We start from the raw sequence: 18,592 nt of genomic DNA, 5'->3' as shown, positions 1-18,592 counted from the left end.
AATATTTGGTTAAAATGGTTAGGTTTCCGCTAATGTAGTAAAAAGATTTACGCCTCTTAAATTAGTTTAACACTATTAGAAAACAAAGCCCTCTCTTGTATGAAAAACCTTAAATAAACCGCCTAAACATGATGCTTTTCGGCTAAAAACTGATTGTTGTAGTATATTTCACTTCATTTATAACAAACATACTATGCGTACTTCCTATATGATTTATGGAAGTTAACTTCTCTACCATAAAAGCTCTAAAAGCCACCATATCTTTAACGACAACCTTAAGTAAATAATCGTATTCACCACTTAAATGGTAACACTCCAGCACTTCGTACAGCTTAGCCACTTCTTTTTCAAACTTTACCACGTAATCTTGACTGTGCTGCACAAGTTTTACGTGGCAAAACACAACAAAATCACGTTCAATTTTACTTTTATTCACCAAAGCAATATAACCTGATATAAAACCGGCTTTTTCAAGTTTTTTAATACGCTCGTAAACAGCTGTTACCGAAAGGTTTAATTTATTGGAAAGCGCCTTATTTGTTTGTTTACTGTCTATTTGTAGGTACTCTAGCAGTTTTTTATCGGTAGCATCAAAAATCATAATCGAAAATATTTCTTAAAAACAAGGTTTAAACAACAATGTAATGAAATATATTCCGAATAATTAAATTAAAATAGATTCATTTTCCTATAAAATAGAACCTACTTGTTTTACAATCTAATATAAGCCTACTTTGTGTAAAACATAAAACAACCACCTATGGCTTTTAAACCCGCAAACAACATACAAGATTTACAATATTTTGGAGAATTTGGAGGTGTTAACCCTTCCATTTCCGACTCGTCTACATACACCTTTCTATCAGCAAAAACCATGTTTGACACCTTTGAAGGCAATGCCGATGGTTGCTACCTCTATTCGCGCCACTCCTCGCCTTCTAATTTATATCTAGGTAAAGCTTTAGCTGCAATGGAAGGTACAGAAACCGCAAATGTTTCAGCTTCTGGCATGGGCGCTATTACTCCGGTTTTGCTGCAATTATGCGGTAGCGGCGACCATATAGTATCAAGTAGAACCATTTACGGCGGTACGTATGCGTTTCTTAAAAATTTCACACCACGTTTTAACATCGCTACTAATTTTGTAGATATCACTAAGCTAGACGCTGTAGAAGCTGCTATTACCGAAAAAACTAAAGTATTGTATTGCGAGTCTGTTAGCAACCCGCTGCTAGAAGTTGCCGATATTAAAGGTTTAGCGGCTCTTGCTAAAAAGCATAATTTAAAATTAGTGGTAGACAATACGTTTTCGCCACTATCTATATCACCTGCCGTTTTAGGTGCCGATATTGTAATACACAGTTTAACCAAGTTTATTAATGGATCTAGCGATACGGTTGGTGGTGTGGTCTGCGGTACACAAGAGTTTATTAACGATTTAAGAAACGTAAACAGCGGAGCTTCTATGCTTTTAGGCGCTACCATGGATAGTTTGCGTGCATCGTCGGTATTAAAAAACCTAAGAACACTACACATTAGAATGCAGCAGCACAGTAAAAACGCGCTGTATTTAGCTGAAAGATTTGAGCAATTGGGTTTAAAAACCGTTTATCCTGGTTTAACCTCACACCCATCACACACACTATTTAAAAGCATAATGAACACGGCTTATGGTTTTGGCGGTATGTTAACGCTTGATGTTGGTTCTACTGAAAAAGCAAATGCACTTATGGAACTTATGCAGAATAAAAACTTAGGATATTTAGCGGTAAGTCTTGGGTTTTATAAAACGCTTTTTAGCGCTCCAGGAAGCTCAACATCGTCCGAAATTCCAGAAGACGAACAAAAAGAAATGGGCCTATCGCAAGGTTTAATTCGTTTTTCTATAGGCTTAGATGATGATATTGAACGCAGTTTCCAAACCATGAAATCCTGCATGATTGCCTTAGATATTTTATAGTAATTTTCAACAAAAAAGAGTAAACCTTAGCGTTAAACTAGTGGTTTACTCTTTCGTATTAAAATAAAGTATATCAATATTTTAGAAGAAATAAAAATAGATTTAGTTTTTATCCTCTAATAAGGGTACAAATCTAAATTCACCAAACTCTTCTTGCTCAAATTCTTTAGGTCCTTTTCTAATAAAAAGTGTCATAATTTGAACATCATCACCCACAGGAATAATTAAGCGTCCACCAATTTTTAACTGACTCAATAATGGTCTTGGCACAAAAGGCGCACCAGCAGTTACAATAACACTATCGAAAGGCGCTTCGGTTTTTAAACCAATATAACCATCGCCAAAAATGAGTTTTTTAGGTCGGTAACCTAATTTAGGCAAAAACTTGCTCGTTTTTTTAAACAGCTCGTTTTGACGCTCTATACTATACACTTTAGCTCCTAATTCGCACAAAACTGCGGTTTGATATCCACTACCCGTGCCAATTTCCAAAACTTTATGTCCAGGTTTTATTTGCATTAACTCACTTTGAAACGCTACCGTATAAGGCTGAGATATGGTTTGGTCTGCAGCAATTGGGAAGGCTTTATCTTGATATGCGTGATCTAAAAAACTGGAATCCATAAACAAATGCCTTGGTATTTTAGCTACAGCAGCCAAAACCGCATTGTTGGTTATGCCTTTGTTTTTTAATACATTAACGAGTTGTTGTCTTAATCCTTGGTGTCTAAAAGTGTCTTTCAATGGTCGGGAGGTTTTACAGGGTTAAAATTAGTCAAAGATTTCTAAGGGTAAAACAATTTTATAAGAATTTATTTTTAACAAGAATCCGAAGAAAATTTTAAGCCCAATTAAGCAAAAGGACGTTTTAATTATGTTATTTTTGTTGAAAACCTATTATTATGCTAAACGCTGGAGTACTTGGTGCTGGTCATCTTGGAAAAATTCATTTAAGACTACTTAATCAATCTGAAAAATATAATCTTGTCGGGTTTTATGATGCCGATGAAGCCAACGGAAAATTGGTAGAAGCCGAGTTTGGATACAAATTTTTCAATTCAATAGACGCCTTAATCGACGCTGTAGATATGGTAGATATTGTAACCCCAACCCTATCGCATTACGATTGCGCAAAGCGAGCTATAGCAAAGGGTAAGCATGTTTTTATAGAAAAACCAATTACTAATACCGTTGAAGAAGCTGAACATATTAGACAGCTATTAGCCGAAAACAATTTACGCGGTCAAGTTGGTCATGTAGAGCGCTTTAACCCTGCTTATTTAGCCATAAAAGACGATATAAAATCACCGATGTTTATTGAAACGCATCGTTTAGCAGAATTTAATCCGCGTGGCACCGATGTACCTGTGGTTTTAGATTTAATGATACACGATATCGATATTATTTTAAGCGTTGTAAAATCTAAAGTAAAACATATTTCTGCCAGTGGTGTTTCTGTAATTAGCGACACACCAGATATTGCCAATGCACGTTTAGAGTTCGAAAACGGCTGTGTTGCCAACCTTACAGCAAGCAGAATTTCACTCAAAAAAATGCGTAAAGCACGTTTTTTCCAAAAGGACGCTTATATTTCTGTAGATTTTCTTGAAAAGAAATGCGAAGTCGTTAAAATGAAAGACGCGCCAGAAGTACCTGGAGATTTTGATATGGTGTTACAAAATGCTGAAGGCGTTAAAAAACAAATTTATTTTGACAACCCGAAGGTAGCCGATAATAACTCTATTTTAGATGAATTGGAAACTTTTGCACATGCCATTAACACCAACACCACACCAGTTGTAACCTTGCACGATGGCACAGAAGCTTTGCGCGTTGCCACACAAATTATTAATTGCTTTTAATACAACCGTAGCTTAAGCAATAGAAATTCTAAATAGTTTAATGTTTTCGCTTACGCGGAAATAAAAAAAATTACCAGAATGAAAAACATAGCAGTTATTGGCGCAGGCACCATGGGAAATGGCATTGCGCATACTTTTGCGCAAAGTGGTTTTAGCGTAAACCTTATCGATATTAGTGAAGCAGCACTTAAAAAAGGCATGGATACTATTGCGAAAAATTTAGATCGCATGGTGACTAAAGAAAAAATTACCGAAACCGATAAAAATAATACGCTTGCCAATATAACCACACATACAGCAATACCTGACGGTGTAAAAAACACCGATTTAATTTTAGAAGCAGCAACCGAAAACCTCGATTTAAAACTGAAAATTTTTAAACAACTGAGTGATGTTTGCGAGCCTAACTGCATTTTAGCAACCAATACCTCCTCTATTTCTATTACGCAAATTGCTGCCGTAACAAAGAAACCAGAAAACGTAATTGGTATGCATTTTATGAATCCGGTGCCCATTATGGCTTTAGTTGAAATTATTCGTGGTTACAACACCAGTGATGCGGTTACTAAGACCATCATGGAGCTTTCCGTTAAACTCGGTAAAACTCCTGTAGAAGTTAACGATTATCCTGGATTTGTAGCAAACCGTATTTTAATGCCTATGTTAAACGAATCCATAGAAACCTTATACAATGGCGTTGCTGGCGTAAATGAAATAGACACGGTAATGAAACTTGGTATGGCGCACCCTATGGGACCACTACAATTAGCCGATTTTATCGGCCTAGATGTTTGTCTTTCTATTTTAAACGTGATGTACAACGGTTTTAAAAACCCAAAATATGCACCTTGCCCACTATTAGTCAATATGGTTAATGCAGGAAAACTGGGTGTAAAATCGGGCGAAGGTTTTTACGATTACTCGGAAAACAGAAAAGCCGAAAAGGTTTCAAAACAATTTTTGTAGGCGTTATTTACAAAATAGACTACAAACAAAACATATAATTAAATGAGTGTTAGCGACAATCTCCTTCATATAAAATCAACTTTACCAGAACACGTAACGCTTGTTGCTGTTTCTAAAACCAAACCAGTATCTGGTATTATGGAAGCTTACAATGCGGGACAACGCATTTTTGGCGAAAATAAAATTCAGGATATGGCAGACAAATATGAAGCTATGCCAAAAGACATTCAATGGCACATGATTGGGCATGTACAGCGTAATAAAGTGAAATATATGGCGCCTTTTGTAGCTTTAATTCACGGTATAGATAATTTTAAACTATTAAAAGAAATAAATAAACAAGCTGAAAAACACGACAGGGTAATTAACTGTTTATTACAAATAAAAATCGCTTCGGAAGATTCTAAATTTGGTTTAGCCCCTCAAGATGCTATCGATATTATACAATCGGAAGCTTTTTTAGCTTTAAAAAACGTGAATATTATAGGTGTTATGGGCATGGCGACCTTTACAGATGATGAAACTCAAATTGAAAGCGAATTCAAACTACTGAAATCTACTTTTAATGATTTAAAAACAATAAACCCCAATAATAGCGCCTTTACAACCATTTCCATGGGAATGAGTGGTGATTATAAATTGGCAATTCAATGCGGAAGTACCATGGTTCGTGTTGGAAGTAGTATATTTGGTTTAAGAAATTACTAATACACATGATGGCCCGCAGTATACAGACGGCAATTTGAGCACCGCCAATTACACACGGACGATTACATACTAAAAGAAAAGCATTTGTACGCAATAGTAGATATTGAAACCACAGGTGGTAAATTTAACGAAGAAGGCATCACCGAAATTGCCATTTACAAGTTCGACGGTCACGAGGTTATCGATCAATTTATAAGCCTTGTAAACCCGGAACGTGAAATCCAGCCCTTTGTTGTTAATTTAACTGGTATAAACAGTAAAATGCTGCGCGATGCGCCTAAGTTTTATGAAGTTGCTAAACGTATTATCGAAATTACCGAAGATTGTATTTTGGTGGCACATAACGCGCAATTCGATTATCGTATTCTAGGCACAGAATTTAGACGTTTAGGTTACGATTATAAACGTAAAACACTCTGTACCGTAGAACTTTCTAAAGATTTGATACCAGACCAAGCTTCTTACAGTTTAGGTAAACTTGTGCGCTCTCTAGGTATTCCGGTAACCGATAGACACCGCGCCTCTGGTGATGCTCTAGCCACAGTTAAACTTTTTAAACTACTACTAGCTAAAGACACTAATAAAAACATTATACAGCAATCTATAAAGCTTCATAAAAAAAACAAGCTAGATTCTAAATTTTTAAATATTTTAGATCAGCTCCCATCCGTTACAGGAGTTTATTATATCCATAATACAAATGGTGATATTATCTACATCGGCAAAAGCAATAACATAAAAAAACGCCTCAACCAACACTTTACAGGCACAAACTCAAAGTCTAGAAAACTACAAAAGGCAGTAAGTGCTGTAACCTTTGAGTCTACAGGGAGTGAACTTGTAGCTCTTCTAAAAGAAAACGAAGAAATAAAGCAAAACAAACCATTATTTAATAGAGCATTACGCCGTTCTATTTTTACACATGCTTTATATAGTTTTGTAGACGAAAACGGCTATATAAATTTAAAAATTGATGTGGCCGATGGGCGTAAAAAAAACATAACCACGTTCACCAATAGGCAAAGCGCAAAGAGTTTTTTAACCCACGTTGTTGAAGAATACAAACTATGCCAAAAACTGGCCGGACTTTACAAAACGAAAACCAGTTGCTTTAGTTACGATATTAAGGAGTGTGCAGGTGCTTGTATTCAAAAAGAAGCTCCAGAAGCATACAACGAACGTGTAAATGCTTTAATTGAAAAGCATAGCTATGTTAAAAAAAATATGGTAATTATTGATAGAGGTCGCGACATCGATGAGCGCAGTGCTATTTTAATTGAAAATGGTGTTTTTAAAGGACTTGGATTTGTTAACTTAAACTATCAAATTAACAATATAGAGGTGCTAGAATCCATTATCACACCTATGGAAAATAACCGCGATGCCCAGCATATTATTAAAAATTATATCCGCAAAAACAAACGTTTAAAAATTATCAACTTTAACTAAACTATGAAGCACGTTACGCTATTACTCCTCTTATTGAACACGTATTTTATTTTTGCTCAAGAAGAAAACTATAACGCCGACACTTTTAAAGTAAGCCTACAAGACGCTGAAAACAAAACCTTTGTAAAAGACTCTTCTGCAAATGCTGTTGTAATTTACGAACAAGGCAGTAGTTATGTAGATAAAGAAGATTACGACCTACACACCAAAATAAAACACAAAATAAAATTATTAAACACAGAAGGTTTTGAGCATGCTAACATTGCTATTTATTTATACAAAAACAGTGACAGTAAAGAAGAAATAAAAAATATTGAAGCCATTACCTATAATGCCGTTAATGGCAGCCTAATTAAATCGCACTTATTAGAAAAAAACATTTATAATGAAGAATACAGTGAAAACTACACAGTGGTAAAATTTACTTTACCCAATATTAGTGTAGGCTCAGTAATCACTTATAGCTATGAAATTGTTTCGCCGTTTATGTTTAAATATCATGGTTGGAATTTTCAAAGTGATATACCAAAAATCTACAGCGAGTATAAAGCAAGTATCCCAGGAAATTGGCTATACCATACAAAATTAGTAGGAAAAGAAAAGCTTGACATCAGCGAGTCTGTTATAGAAAAGGAATGCTTAGTGATGCATAATGGAGCTACAGCCGATTGTGGCAACAGCACATATGCCATGAAAAACATACCTGCTTTTATAGAAGAAGATTACATGACCACCAAAAGCGACTACCTAGCTCGTATAGAATACGAACTAGAAACGTTTAGAGGCATGGACGGGTTAATTAAACACTACACCAAAACATGGAAAAGTGTAGATCGTGAGTTTAAATCGGAAAAAGAGATTGGTAAACAAATAAGAAAATCTGTTGATTTAAAAGACCTTTTAACTTCTGAAATTATAAATGAAACGGATGCATTGAAAAAAACACAAGCCGTTTACCAATACATGCAAAAAAACTATACTTGGAATGGTGATTATAAAATTTTTAAAGATGTTTCGGTAAAAGATCTTATAAATACCAATTCGGGTAACGTGTCTTCAATAAATATTTTATTACACAATATATTGAGAGAAGCCGACATAGACGTAAAACCTGTTCTACTTTCAACTAGAGATAATGGCTTCCCTACCACTATTTACCCAGTAATTTCAGATTTCAACTACCTTATAGTACAAGCTACTATTGATGGTAACACCTATTTTTTAGATGCTACCGACAAGTTTTTAACCTTTGGAGAACTTCCTTACAGGTGCTTAAACCTCATAGGCCGCACCTTAGATTTTAAGGAAGGTAGCGGATGGGTAGATATTGCACCAAAATATTTTACTACAACCATGTACAACTCAGAACTAACCATAAAAAATGATGCCACGGTTAGCGGAATTGTAAGAGGTAAAAAAACTGGCTACCATGCTTTAACAGCTAAAAAAGCCTATTTCCCGAACAACGATGAGTACATCAGTAATCTGGAAGACAAGTATCCTAACTTAGAAATTTCTAACCATGAGGTTTCAAGTGAAAGTCAAACTAGTAACGACTTTACTGAAACATACAATGTAGATTTCGAGTTTGATAACGCCGATGCTAATATGTTATATGTAAATCCTTTTATAATTAAGTTTTTTACAACTAACCCTTTCAAACTACAAGAACGCTCTTACCCTATTGATTTTGGATATGCCGATGCTTATTTTTATACATTAAAATTAAACTTCGATCCAGAAGTATACGAGGTTTCCGAAGATCCAGAAATCGTTAATTTAACCATTCCTAATAATAAAGGCATAGTAACCTTTTCATCATCTATTAAGGAAAACTATGTGCAACTCATGTTTAAAATTCGATTTAAAGATGCTATATATCCACCGGAATACTATCCTTATTTAAAGGAATTAATGAATAAGGTAGTGGATATTCAAACAAATTCATTAATCTTATTTAAGAAAAAATAGAAAATCATTCATTACTTTTGAATCACTATGAGTCAAGTATCAAAAAAACATTGGAAAATCCGTCTTCATGAAATTATCTATGAAGCCGATACCCCAAAAGGTAAGCTTTTCGATGTTATTTTACTTATTGCTATTATTGCGAGTATTATACTCGTAATGCTGGAAAGTATTAAAAGTTTCGATGCAAAATACCACGATTTACTAAACATTTCCGAGTGGTTTATCACCATACTGTTTAGCCTAGAATACATTGCGCGTATTGTTTCAGTAAAAAAACCATTAAAATACGTTACCAGTTTTTACGGCATTATCGATTTACTATCCACCATCCCAAAATACATATCACTCCTTTTTGGCGGCATTCATGCACTTGCAGCCTTAAGAGCATTGCGTTTACTTCGTGTTTTCCGAATATTAAAACTAGCCCGTTTTCTTGGAGCATCTCAAGTACTAGCCAATTCACTAAAAGCCAGTCGAGCGAAAATCTCTGTGTTTCTGTTTGCCGTACTTATATTATCTATTATTTTCGGCACACTTATGTACCTTATAGAAGGTGAAGTTAGTGGCTTCACTAGCATACCCGTAAGCGTATATTGGTGTATTGTAACCCTTACCACCGTTGGATTTGGCGACATTGCACCTATAACTCCTATTGGGCAATTAATAGCTGCAATAATCATGATTTTAGGTTACGGCATTATAGCTGTTCCAACAGGTATTGTTTCAGCCGAATATGTAAGTCAAAGTAAAGACAAAGACGGAACAAACCAAAAACAGAAAGTAAATTTAAACTCGCAATCGTGCCAAAACTGCCTTGCGAGCAACCATAAAGATGAGGCTGAATTTTGCTACAACTGCGGTAATAAACTGCACTAATTCTTTTGGCGTTACCCTATCGGGTCAGGCTTTCACTACTCGCTCCCTCCTAATGTCGGGGAGCTTAAACACACCGTTCAATCCTTAACGCTTATCCGCCAACTTTTTTTTCAAATTAAGGGCCTGTTCTTAGTAAAACCGCTTTAAATAAACTAGCATAATAATACTTTCTTATTTCATTAAAATAACTCCTTGCTTTTTTCTATTTTTGAAAACTCTAAAAAAAGAAATCTCATCAGCACAGCACCAAAATACCTCATTTCTATTGTTGGCCCAACAGCCATTGGAAAAACAGCACTCAGCATAAAACTAGCGCAGCATTTCAAAACTGAAATTATCTCGGCCGATTCTCGTCAGTTTTTTAAAGAAATGCAAATAGGTACTGCAGCACCATCTAATGAAGAACTTGCTAGTGCAAAACATCATTTTATACATCATAAATCGGTACAAGACAACTATAACGTAGGTACTTTCGAAAAAGATGCGATAAGCTGTTTAGATCAACTTTTTAAAACTAACAATGTTGCTATAATGGTTGGTGGTTCGGGCTTATATAACGATGCCGTAACCAAAGGCTTAGACTACTTTCCGGAAGTTAAACCATCTATTCGAGAAGAACTAAATAAAGAATTAGAAATTAATGGATTAGAACCATTAATAACACAACTAAAAGCGTTAGATTTAATAACCTATAATACCATTTCTTTAGACAATCCGCACCGTGTAATTCGTGCTCTAGAAGTTTGTGTTGGCAGCGGAAAACCTTATTCTTCATTCTTAAATAAAGAGAAAAATAAGCGTCCGTTTACAACAATTACAGTTGGATTAACGGCCGACCGCGAACTGATTTATAACCGTATAAATCAAAGGGTAGATATCATGATAAATAACGGTCTACTCGAGGAAGTAAAAACACTACTTCCACACGAAGATTTAAATGCATTAAACACCGTAGGCTACAAAGAATTATTTAGATACTTAAGTGGAGAATGGACTTTAGAGTTTGCTATTTCTGAAATTAAAAAGAATACACGCCGTTTTGCAAAACGACAACTTACTTGGTTTAAAAGAAATGAAAGCACACTTTGGTTTGATTATGAAAGTGATTTGGAAAATATAATAACTTCTATAAAAGAGCAAATATCTTAATTTTTTGAGTTCGACTCAAATTATTAAGCTTGTCGTAAAATTTTATCCATTTTTCGACCTTTGGCAAGTTCATCAACTAATTTATCTAAATACCGAACTTGCTTTGTAAGTATATTATCAATCTCCTCTATTCTGTAGCCACAAATGACACCCTTTATAAATTGCGCATTTGGATTTAGTTGTGCATTTTCGAAAAATACAGCAAAGGTAACCTTGTTGTCAATACAGAATTGAAGTTCTTTTTCGGCATAACCAGTAAGCCATTTAATAACTTCATGCAACTCTGCTAAAGTCCTTCCCTTTTTCTCCACTTTAGTTACATAATGCGGGTAAACTGAAGTAAAAGTCATTTTAGCTATACGCTCGTTATGCTTATCATTAGTTTTCATTCTTTGTTTTTTTAAACTCCTTTCTTAATTATCCTTCGAAAAGGAATTAAATAAAGCTATTAATTCAAAGACTAAAACAAGGTCGTTTGCCCTTCATCATCTAAATCCTCTTCAGAATTTAATTTTTCAGAAGAACCATCAACGGTTTCCTCTCCATTCACCTCAATATCATTAACATGAATTTCTTCAGGAGATTCAAATGGTATCGGATCTAATAGGTTCACTTGGTTCACCTTATCTTTAGTTAATTGATTACCTAAAGCGCTAATACCTTTTACCGCTATAAACTCCTCTAAATTAACCTCTAAATTCTCTTTTCGATCTTTGCCACGTTCTTTAGCGAAAACAATCTCGGCCATGGGTTTCCAATCTGTTGAAACAATTTCTAATAAAGAACTTGGGTGATCGGAAATAAAATGCTCTTCTTTCCCTTCTTGTTCTATTAAAAAGCGTTTAACATAATACATCTCCTTTTCACCATTGAAATACACTGCGGAAATAGGTTTATTTGGCACCCATTTCTCCATAACAATCATGTCGTCATCAAAATGCATCGTAACCTCAGGCGTTACGGTTTTAATTGTTCCTGACTGATTGATAATTAAGAGTTTATCCTCACCTCTAAATTCACCAATAAGTTCACCGCGACCATCAACATTTAAACGTTGCACAGTATCATCGAACCAAATTTTACGAGGTTTTAAAGTAGAAACGCCTTTTTCTTTTAATTCTACGCGTTTTATTGGGTATTTAGTCACTAAATTCCCTTTAGAAGCACGGCCTTTTATTAAGATATCACTAAAATCAATATCCCATTTCAATTTTTTTATACTTCCGGCTTGGCGCAATAAAATAGAAATCACTTCGGCTTCACCATTAGGGTTTGCAGAAAAATATAATGAAGACGATCCTTTGTTTCCATTAGTTAAATCGTATTCTCTATCTCGTGTTACTGCTGTTACCGCAAAACGCTTAATATAAGATGGTCCTGTTTTACCATCACGATAAATCATATTATAAATGGTGCGCTTATCTTTCTTTTTAAAGATAGCCACATGTATAATACCTTTACCTATAAAAGTTTTGGTATCTACTTTTGTTACCATCATGATACCTGCTTTGGTAAACACGATAATATCATCAATATCCGAGCAATCGCCAACGTATTCATCACGACGCAAAGATGTTCCTATAAAACCTTCTTCCCTATTCACATAGAGTTTTGTGTTTCTAATAACAACCTTTGTGGCATCAACATCATCAAACGTTCTAATTTCTGTTTTACGCTCACGGCCTTCACCATACTCCTTTTTCAAACGAGTAAAATACGCTATAGCATAATCTATTAAATGCTCTAAATGATGCTTAATTTCTGCAATTTGCTCTTCTAATGCATCAATTTTTTGTTGGGCTTTATCAATATCAAATTTTGAAATACGTTTAATTCGAATTTCAGTTAAACGCACAATATCCTCTTCGGTTACAGCACGCTTTAAATGTTTTATATGTGGTTTAAGACCTCTATCTATAGCGCTAATTACACCTGCCCAAGTTTCTTCTTCCTCAATATCACGGTAAATTCTATTTTCTATGAAAATACGCTCTAGAGAAGCAAAATGCCATTGCTCTTCAAATTCACCTAAACGAATTTCTAATTCTTGCTTTAAAAGATCTACCGTATTATCGGTACTTCTTTTAAGCATTTCTGTAACACCTACAAAAAGCGGTTTATTATCTTCAATAACACAACCTAAAGGAGAAATTGAAGACTCGCAACTTGTAAATGCATAAAGTGCATCAATAGTTTTATCTGGAGATAATCCAGAGGGTAAGTGCACCAAAATCTCAACTTCGGCTGCAGTATTATCTTCAATTTTTTTAACTTTAATTTTACCTTTATCGTTCGCTTTTAATATAGAATCTATTAACGAACTTGTAGTGGTACCAAAAGGCAACTCGGTAATAACCAAAGTGTTTTTATCAAGCTGTGATATTTTAGCGCGCACTCTAACCTTTCCGCCACGAAGCCCATCGTTATAGTTAGAAAAATCGGCTATACCGGCAGTTGGGAAATCGGGTAAAATAGTAAAACGTTTGCCTTGTAAATGCTTAACAGAAGCATCTATAAGTTCTATAAAATTGTGTGGTAAAATTTTGGTAGACAGACCTACAGCAATACCTTCACCGCCTTGCGCTAATAGTAAGGGGAACATTACCGGTAAATTAACCGGTTCCTTTCTCCTTCCATCGTAACTCGCTTGCCACTCGGTAATTTTAGGATTAAAAACAACATCTAAGCCAAACTTAGATATACGGGCCTCAATATAACGTGAAGCCGCCGCACGATCGCCTGTTAAAATATTACCCCAGTTTCCTTGAGTATCAATCAACAAATCTTTTTGACCAATTTGAACCATAGCATCGGCTATACTAGCATCTCCGTGAGGGTGATACTGCATGGTATGCCCAACAATGTTCGCTACTTTATTGTATCGACCATCATCTAAATCTTTCATGGAATGCATGATTCTGCGCTGTACGGGTTTAAAACCGTCTTCAATTGCAGGTACAGCACGCTCCAGAATTACATAAGATGCGTAATCTAAAAACCAATCTTTATACATACCCGTAACTCGGGTAATGGTTTCTTGGGGTTCTTCTTCTTGGTTGTTAATTAAATCGTCGTTTTCGTCTTCTGCCATTAAAAATTATTACTCTTTTGGTTTACCGCTAAGGGAAACTCTCCCTTTTTGTCTACGCTTATTTAACTTTTCACTTACAAGTGCTGCATGTAAATAATCGTAAGAACGCTTTTTTGTTGTTTTTCTTTCTTTTGTATATAACATCATGATAAAGGTTTTTTATTCTTGCTTTCAGATTTCAATCTAAATATGCTGAAAACAAGATAATTATGTTTTAATTTCAATTTTTCGCTACAAAATTACGAAATATTTAAATTTAAATACATAAAATTCTTTATTTGATAATACAAATTTGTTATTCGTCGATTAAATCTAACTCTACCTTTAAGTTATCAATAATAAATTCTTGCCGTGTTGGTGTGTTTTTCCCCATATAAAAGGATAATAAATCTTCAATAGACATGTTATCATCTAGCATAATTGGGTCTAAACGAATATCTTCACCTATAAAATATTTAAACTCATCTGGAGAAATCTCACCTAAACCTTTAAATCGGGTAATTTCTGGTTTTGGTTTTAACTTATCTATTGCGTTACGACGTTCATCTTCAGAGTAGCAATAGATTGTTTCTTTCTTATTTCGCACACGAAACAATGGTGTTTGTAATATATAAAGGTGTCCTTCTTTTATAACTTCCGGAAAAAATTGAAGAAAGAATGTAATTAGCAATAATCGAATGTGCATACCATCGACATCGGCATCTGTTGCTATAACTACATTGTTATAACGTAAATCTTCTAAGCTTTCTTCTATATTTAATGCGGCTTGCAGTAAATTAAACTCTTCGTTTTCGTAAACTATTTTTTTTGTTAAACCATAGCAATTTAAAGGCTTTCCTTTTAAACTGAAAACGGCTTGGGTATTTACATCTCGTGATTTAGTTATACTACCCGATGCAGAATCTCCCTCGGTAATAAACAGTGTACTTTCTAAATTTCTTACATTTTTAGTGTCGCCAAAATGCACACGACAGTCACGTAGTTTTTTATTATGAAGGCTGGCTTTTTTAGCACGATCTTTAGCCAGTTTACGAATACCCGATAACTCTTTACGTTCACGTTCTGCTTGCAGAATTTTACGTTGAATTTTATCGGCTGTATCTGTGTTTTTGTGTAAATAGTTATCTAAATATTTTTTTAGAAAATCATTAATATAAGTTCGAACGGTTGGCAACTCGCCTCCCATATCTGTTGAACCTAGTTTAGTTTTGGTCTGACTTTCGAAAACAGGCTCCATGACCTTGATGGCAATTGCTGAGACTACAGATTTTCTAATATCTGAAGCATCATAATTCTTGCCATAAAACTCACGAATAGTTTTTACTAAAGCTTCACGAAATGCTGTTAAATGCGTTCCACCTTGTGTGGTATTCTGGCCATTTACAAAACTATTATACTCCTCACTGTATTGCGTTTTACTGTGCGTAAGCGCTACCTCAATATCATCACCACGAAGATGAATAATAGGATACAATAAATCTGATTCGTTTATTTTTTCAGCTAATAAATCTTTCAATCCGTTTTCACTGAAATATTTTTCGCCATTAAAAACAATGGTTAAACCTGGGTTTAAGTACACATAGTTTTTAAGCATTTTAACGATATATTCGTTACGATACTTATATTTTTTAAAGATAATTTCATCGGGAACAAAGGATACTTTAGTTCCTTTACGGCGAGACGTTTCATCTAAAAACTCCTCGTTTGTCAGGTTTCCCTGAGAAAATTCCGCGGAAGCACTTTTATTATCACGTGTAGATTCTACTCTAAAAAAGGATGACAATGCATTTACCGCCTTGGTACCTACACCATTTAAACCTACCGATTTTTTAAAGGCTTTAGAATCATATTTACCACCGGTATTCATTTTAGAAACCACATCAACTACTTTCCCTAAAGGAATTCCACGACCATAATCGCGAACCGTAATTTTCACTCCTTGTATAGAAATTTCTATCGTTTTACCTGCGCCCATTACAAACTCATCGATAGAGTTGTCTAAAACTTCTTTTAAAAGAATGTAAACACCATCGTCTGGCGAACTACCATCACCGAGTTTTCCAATATACATACCCGGACGCATTCTAATATGTTCCTTCCAGTCGAGTGAGCGTATATTATCTTCGGTATAGTTAGATTCTTCTGCCATTAAGATTTCGTGATTTAGGTATATAAAAAGCTAAGATAGCACAAGTAAATAAAAAATAAAATAGCAAGCAAACAAAGTAATGAACAATAAGTTGTTTTTATTATCTAAAACCCCAATTTAAGCCTTTTTCTTGCTTTTTACCGACATAAATACAATACCTCCAATAACAATTAGGGCGCCAAAAAACTGGAGAAAAGTGAGCGATTCATTTAAAAAAATGGATGCTAATATTATGGTTGAAATGGGACCAATACCAGCCACAATTGCAAAATTAGACGAACTTATCATTTTAATAGACAGAGATACTAAAAACGAAGGGATTACCGTTGCAAAAACGGCAATTAAAAAGCCCAAAGTATAGACTTGCCATGCAAACCCAAATAAATCCATTTTTCCGATAAACCCATAATGAATAAAAACACAAAAACAAGACACCAACATAGCATAAGCCGTAAACTTAATAACACCAAATTTAGGGATTAACCACCCACTGCCCACCAAATATGATGCATAAGTTATAGCACTTAGTAAGATGAAAAAACCTCCTAAATACGCATCGGTTCCCGAAACACTAACTTCATCTGAAAAAGCAATAATAATACCGACATAAGTTAAGCCAATAGCTATGGCTTGAATTTTGGAGATTGCCTGCCTTAAAAAGACACGATTTAAAATAATTACGATGGTTGGATATAAAAATAGAATAATACGTTCTAAGCTTGCTTTTATATACGTTAAACCAACAAAATCGAAATAACTCGCTAAATAATAACCTACAAAACCAAAGAAAACAACCCAAACATAATCTTTATTTTTTATCGCAATTGCCTCTGCTTTATTTCTGTAAATAAAAGCAATAACAACATAAAACGGGAAAGAGAATAACATGCGTAACAATAAAACACTTATAGCATCAACTTTATAATTATAAGCTAATTTTACCATAACGGCTTTAGAGGAAAATAGAACAATCCCTAAGACTCCAATAGCGATTCCCGACCAAAACTTTTTTGTTGTTTGCATAGCACGAATTTAGAATTCTTTTATTGTTAATAATTCAAAAAAAGATATAATTACGACGTTCAGATTTAATTTTTCGCAAGATATTTAGCATCCTGAATTAAAAATAAAATTGTTTTAGTATGTTTTAATTCGAAATTCATAACACTATATTGTTGAAAATACAACGTTTTAAACTCCGACTAAAGCCGTGAAAATTTCGCAAAAAAAAACGTCATTCCTGTATTTAGGAATGACGTTTTAAGATGTACTTTAATATGTTCTATACGTTGAATAAGAAATGCATAACATCGCCATCTTTAACAATGTAATTCTTACCTTCAACACGCATTTTACCTGCTTCTTTTACTTTTGCTTCACTACCGTAACTTGCAAAATCCTCATAACCTATAACTTCAGCACGAATAAATCCTTTTTCAAAATCGGTATGAATAACACCTGCTGCTTGTGGAGCCGTAGCACCTATATCAACCGTCCAAGCACGAACTTCCTTTACACCTGCTGTAAAATATGTTTGTTGGTTTAGTAACTTATAAGCCGAACGTATTAATTTAGCCGCTCCAGCTTCTTCTAAACCAATATCCGCTAAAAACATTTGGCGCTCTTCGTAATCATCTAACTCATTAATATCAGCCTCTGTACCAACAGCTAAAACCAAAACTTCTGCATTTTCATCTTTTACTGCCTCACGTACCAACTCTACATAAGCATTTCCAGAAACTGCCGCTCCTTCATCTACATTACAAACATACATTACAGGCTTATCTGTAATAAATTGAGATGGTTTTACAAAATCGGCATTATCTTCATCTGAAAACTCTAAAGCACGAACAGAAACTCCTGCTTCTAAAGCGGCCTTAATTTTCAATAAAACAGCTTCTTCTTTTTGAGCGTCTTTATTCCCTGTTTTAGCAGCACGCTTTACTTTATCAAGTTTTTTATCAACCGTCTCTAAATCTTTAAGTTGAAGCTCCATATCGATAGTTTCCTTATCGCGAATAGGATTTACATTACCATCAACATGTATAATATTATCGTTATCAAAACAACGCAAAACATGAAGAATAGCATCTGTTTCGCGGATATTAGCCAAAAACTGATTTCCTAAACCTTCTCCTTTACTAGCCCCTTTTACTAAACCTGCAATATCCACAATTTCTACAGTTGCCGGTTGTACACGCTCAGGGTTTACCAATTCTTCTAACTTCTCTAAACGCGGATCTGGTACATTTACCACACCAATATTAGGTTCGATTGTACAAAACGGAAAGTTTGCACTTTGCGCTTTTGCATTAGATAAACAATTAAATAAAGTCGATTTCCCTACGTTTGGTAATCCTACGATGCCTGCTTTCATTGAACTATGTATTTTATTATTCCCATAAAGCTGG

At 34.6% G+C, this 18,592-nt stretch carries 16 protein-coding genes; 8 read left to right on the top strand and 8 right to left on the bottom strand.

The window, feature by feature from the left end:
* Positions 1-142: 142 nt before the first annotated feature.
* A complete protein-coding gene (locus ACJJV4_RS07055; RefSeq protein ID WP_405292850.1) occupies positions 143-601 on the bottom strand; it encodes an Lrp/AsnC family transcriptional regulator in 459 nt (152 codons plus the stop codon).
* Positions 602-760: 159 nt separating this feature from the next.
* Between ACJJV4_RS07055 and ACJJV4_RS07050 the strand changes: the two genes are divergently transcribed.
* Positions 761-1,960, top strand: a complete 1,200-nt coding sequence (locus tag ACJJV4_RS07050; RefSeq protein WP_405292848.1) for an aminotransferase class I/II-fold pyridoxal phosphate-dependent enzyme — start codon at positions 761-763, stop codon at positions 1,958-1,960.
* Positions 1,961-2,062: 102 nt separating this feature from the next.
* On the opposite strand, the gene ACJJV4_RS07045 is transcribed toward ACJJV4_RS07050, so the two are convergent.
* Positions 2,063-2,704 (bottom strand): protein-L-isoaspartate(D-aspartate) O-methyltransferase, encoded by a 642-nt coding sequence (locus ACJJV4_RS07045; RefSeq protein WP_405292846.1) that lies wholly within the window; start codon positions 2,702-2,704, stop codon positions 2,063-2,065.
* A gap of 158 nt (positions 2,705-2,862) precedes the next feature.
* Between ACJJV4_RS07045 and ACJJV4_RS07040 the strand changes: the two genes are divergently transcribed.
* From ACJJV4_RS07040 to miaA, 7 genes are all read left to right on the top strand, one after another.
* Positions 2,863-3,822 (top strand): Gfo/Idh/MocA family protein, encoded by a 960-nt coding sequence (locus ACJJV4_RS07040; protein ID WP_304404741.1) that lies wholly within the window; start codon positions 2,863-2,865, stop codon positions 3,820-3,822.
* 78 nt (positions 3,823-3,900) lie between these two features.
* The gene (locus tag ACJJV4_RS07035) at positions 3,901-4,788 is read left to right on the top strand and encodes a 3-hydroxyacyl-CoA dehydrogenase family protein (RefSeq protein WP_405292843.1); all 888 of its coding nucleotides are present in this window, start codon (positions 3,901-3,903) and stop codon (positions 4,786-4,788) included.
* Between the two features lie 42 nt (positions 4,789-4,830).
* Complete coding sequence (locus ACJJV4_RS07030; RefSeq protein ID WP_405292841.1) at positions 4,831-5,496, top strand: YggS family pyridoxal phosphate-dependent enzyme; 666 nt, start codon at positions 4,831-4,833, stop codon at positions 5,494-5,496.
* An 84-nt stretch (positions 5,497-5,580) separates the two neighbouring features.
* A complete protein-coding gene (locus tag ACJJV4_RS07025; protein WP_405292839.1) occupies positions 5,581-6,945 on the top strand; it encodes an exonuclease domain-containing protein in 1,365 nt (454 codons plus the stop codon).
* Positions 6,946-6,948: 3 nt separating this feature from the next.
* Complete coding sequence (locus ACJJV4_RS07020) at positions 6,949-8,916, top strand: DUF3857 domain-containing protein (protein ID WP_405292837.1); 1,968 nt, start codon at positions 6,949-6,951, stop codon at positions 8,914-8,916.
* 27 nt (positions 8,917-8,943) lie between these two features.
* Positions 8,944-9,792 (top strand): ion transporter, encoded by an 849-nt coding sequence (locus ACJJV4_RS07015; protein WP_405292835.1) that lies wholly within the window; start codon positions 8,944-8,946, stop codon positions 9,790-9,792.
* Positions 9,793-9,984: 192 nt separating this feature from the next.
* Positions 9,985-10,941 (top strand): tRNA (adenosine(37)-N6)-dimethylallyltransferase MiaA, encoded by a 957-nt coding sequence (miaA, locus tag ACJJV4_RS07010; protein WP_405292833.1) that lies wholly within the window; start codon positions 9,985-9,987, stop codon positions 10,939-10,941.
* A gap of 23 nt (positions 10,942-10,964) precedes the next feature.
* Here the strand turns inward: miaA and ACJJV4_RS07005 are convergent, their stop codons facing one another.
* From ACJJV4_RS07005 to ychF, 6 genes are all read right to left on the bottom strand, one after another.
* Complete coding sequence (locus tag ACJJV4_RS07005) at positions 10,965-11,330, bottom strand: DUF2200 domain-containing protein (RefSeq protein WP_405292831.1); 366 nt, start codon at positions 11,328-11,330, stop codon at positions 10,965-10,967.
* A gap of 71 nt (positions 11,331-11,401) precedes the next feature.
* Positions 11,402-14,032, bottom strand: a complete 2,631-nt coding sequence (locus ACJJV4_RS07000; protein WP_405292829.1) for a DNA gyrase/topoisomerase IV subunit A — start codon at positions 14,030-14,032, stop codon at positions 11,402-11,404.
* Positions 14,033-14,041: 9 nt separating this feature from the next.
* Positions 14,042-14,179, bottom strand: a complete 138-nt coding sequence (locus ACJJV4_RS06995; RefSeq protein WP_159020194.1) for a hypothetical protein — start codon at positions 14,177-14,179, stop codon at positions 14,042-14,044.
* Between the two features lie 148 nt (positions 14,180-14,327).
* A complete protein-coding gene (locus ACJJV4_RS06990) occupies positions 14,328-16,181 on the bottom strand; it encodes a DNA topoisomerase IV subunit B (protein ID WP_405292826.1) in 1,854 nt (617 codons plus the stop codon).
* A gap of 117 nt (positions 16,182-16,298) precedes the next feature.
* The gene (locus tag ACJJV4_RS06985) at positions 16,299-17,204 is read right to left on the bottom strand and encodes a DMT family transporter (protein WP_405292824.1); all 906 of its coding nucleotides are present in this window, start codon (positions 17,202-17,204) and stop codon (positions 16,299-16,301) included.
* 259 nt (positions 17,205-17,463) lie between these two features.
* Positions 17,464-18,558, bottom strand: coding sequence for a redox-regulated ATPase YchF (ychF, locus tag ACJJV4_RS06980; RefSeq protein WP_405292822.1), 1,095 nt, complete (start codon positions 18,556-18,558; stop codon positions 17,464-17,466).
* Between the last annotated feature and the right edge of the window lie 34 nt (positions 18,559-18,592).

The organism is Algibacter sp. Ld11, assembly GCF_045066735.1.
Classification (GTDB): domain Bacteria; phylum Bacteroidota; class Bacteroidia; order Flavobacteriales; family Flavobacteriaceae; genus Algibacter.
Note: the sequence above shows the minus strand (reverse complement) of the source record. Positions and strands in the feature narration are given on the sequence as shown.

Bases quoted from the DNA above. Each gene is read 5' to 3' on its own strand.
- ACJJV4_RS07055 (WP_405292850.1), bottom strand. From the start codon at position 601: ATGATTTTTGATGCTACCGATAAAAAACTGCTAGAGTACCTACAAATA.
- ACJJV4_RS07050 (WP_405292848.1), top strand. From the start codon at position 761: ATGGCTTTTAAACCCGCAAACAACATACAAGATTTACAATATTTTGGA.
- ACJJV4_RS07040 (WP_304404741.1), top strand. From the start codon at position 2,863: ATGCTAAACGCTGGAGTACTTGGTGCTGGTCATCTTGGAAAAATTCAT.
- ACJJV4_RS07035 (WP_405292843.1), top strand. From the start codon at position 3,901: ATGAAAAACATAGCAGTTATTGGCGCAGGCACCATGGGAAATGGCATT.
- ACJJV4_RS07030 (WP_405292841.1), top strand. From the start codon at position 4,831: ATGAGTGTTAGCGACAATCTCCTTCATATAAAATCAACTTTACCAGAA.
- ACJJV4_RS07020 (WP_405292837.1), top strand. From the start codon at position 6,949: ATGAAGCACGTTACGCTATTACTCCTCTTATTGAACACGTATTTTATT.
- ACJJV4_RS07015 (WP_405292835.1), top strand. From the start codon at position 8,944: ATGAGTCAAGTATCAAAAAAACATTGGAAAATCCGTCTTCATGAAATT.
- ACJJV4_RS07005 (WP_405292831.1), bottom strand. From the start codon at position 11,330: ATGAAAACTAATGATAAGCATAACGAGCGTATAGCTAAAATGACTTTT.
- ACJJV4_RS07000 (WP_405292829.1), bottom strand. From the start codon at position 14,032: ATGGCAGAAGACGAAAACGACGATTTAATTAACAACCAAGAAGAAGAA.
- ACJJV4_RS06995 (WP_159020194.1), bottom strand. From the start codon at position 14,179: ATGATGTTATATACAAAAGAAAGAAAAACAACAAAAAAGCGTTCTTAC.
- ACJJV4_RS06990 (WP_405292826.1), bottom strand. From the start codon at position 16,181: ATGGCAGAAGAATCTAACTATACCGAAGATAATATACGCTCACTCGAC.
- ACJJV4_RS06985 (WP_405292824.1), bottom strand. From the start codon at position 17,204: ATGCAAACAACAAAAAAGTTTTGGTCGGGAATCGCTATTGGAGTCTTA.
- ychF (WP_405292822.1), bottom strand. From the start codon at position 18,558: ATGAAAGCAGGCATCGTAGGATTACCAAACGTAGGGAAATCGACTTTA.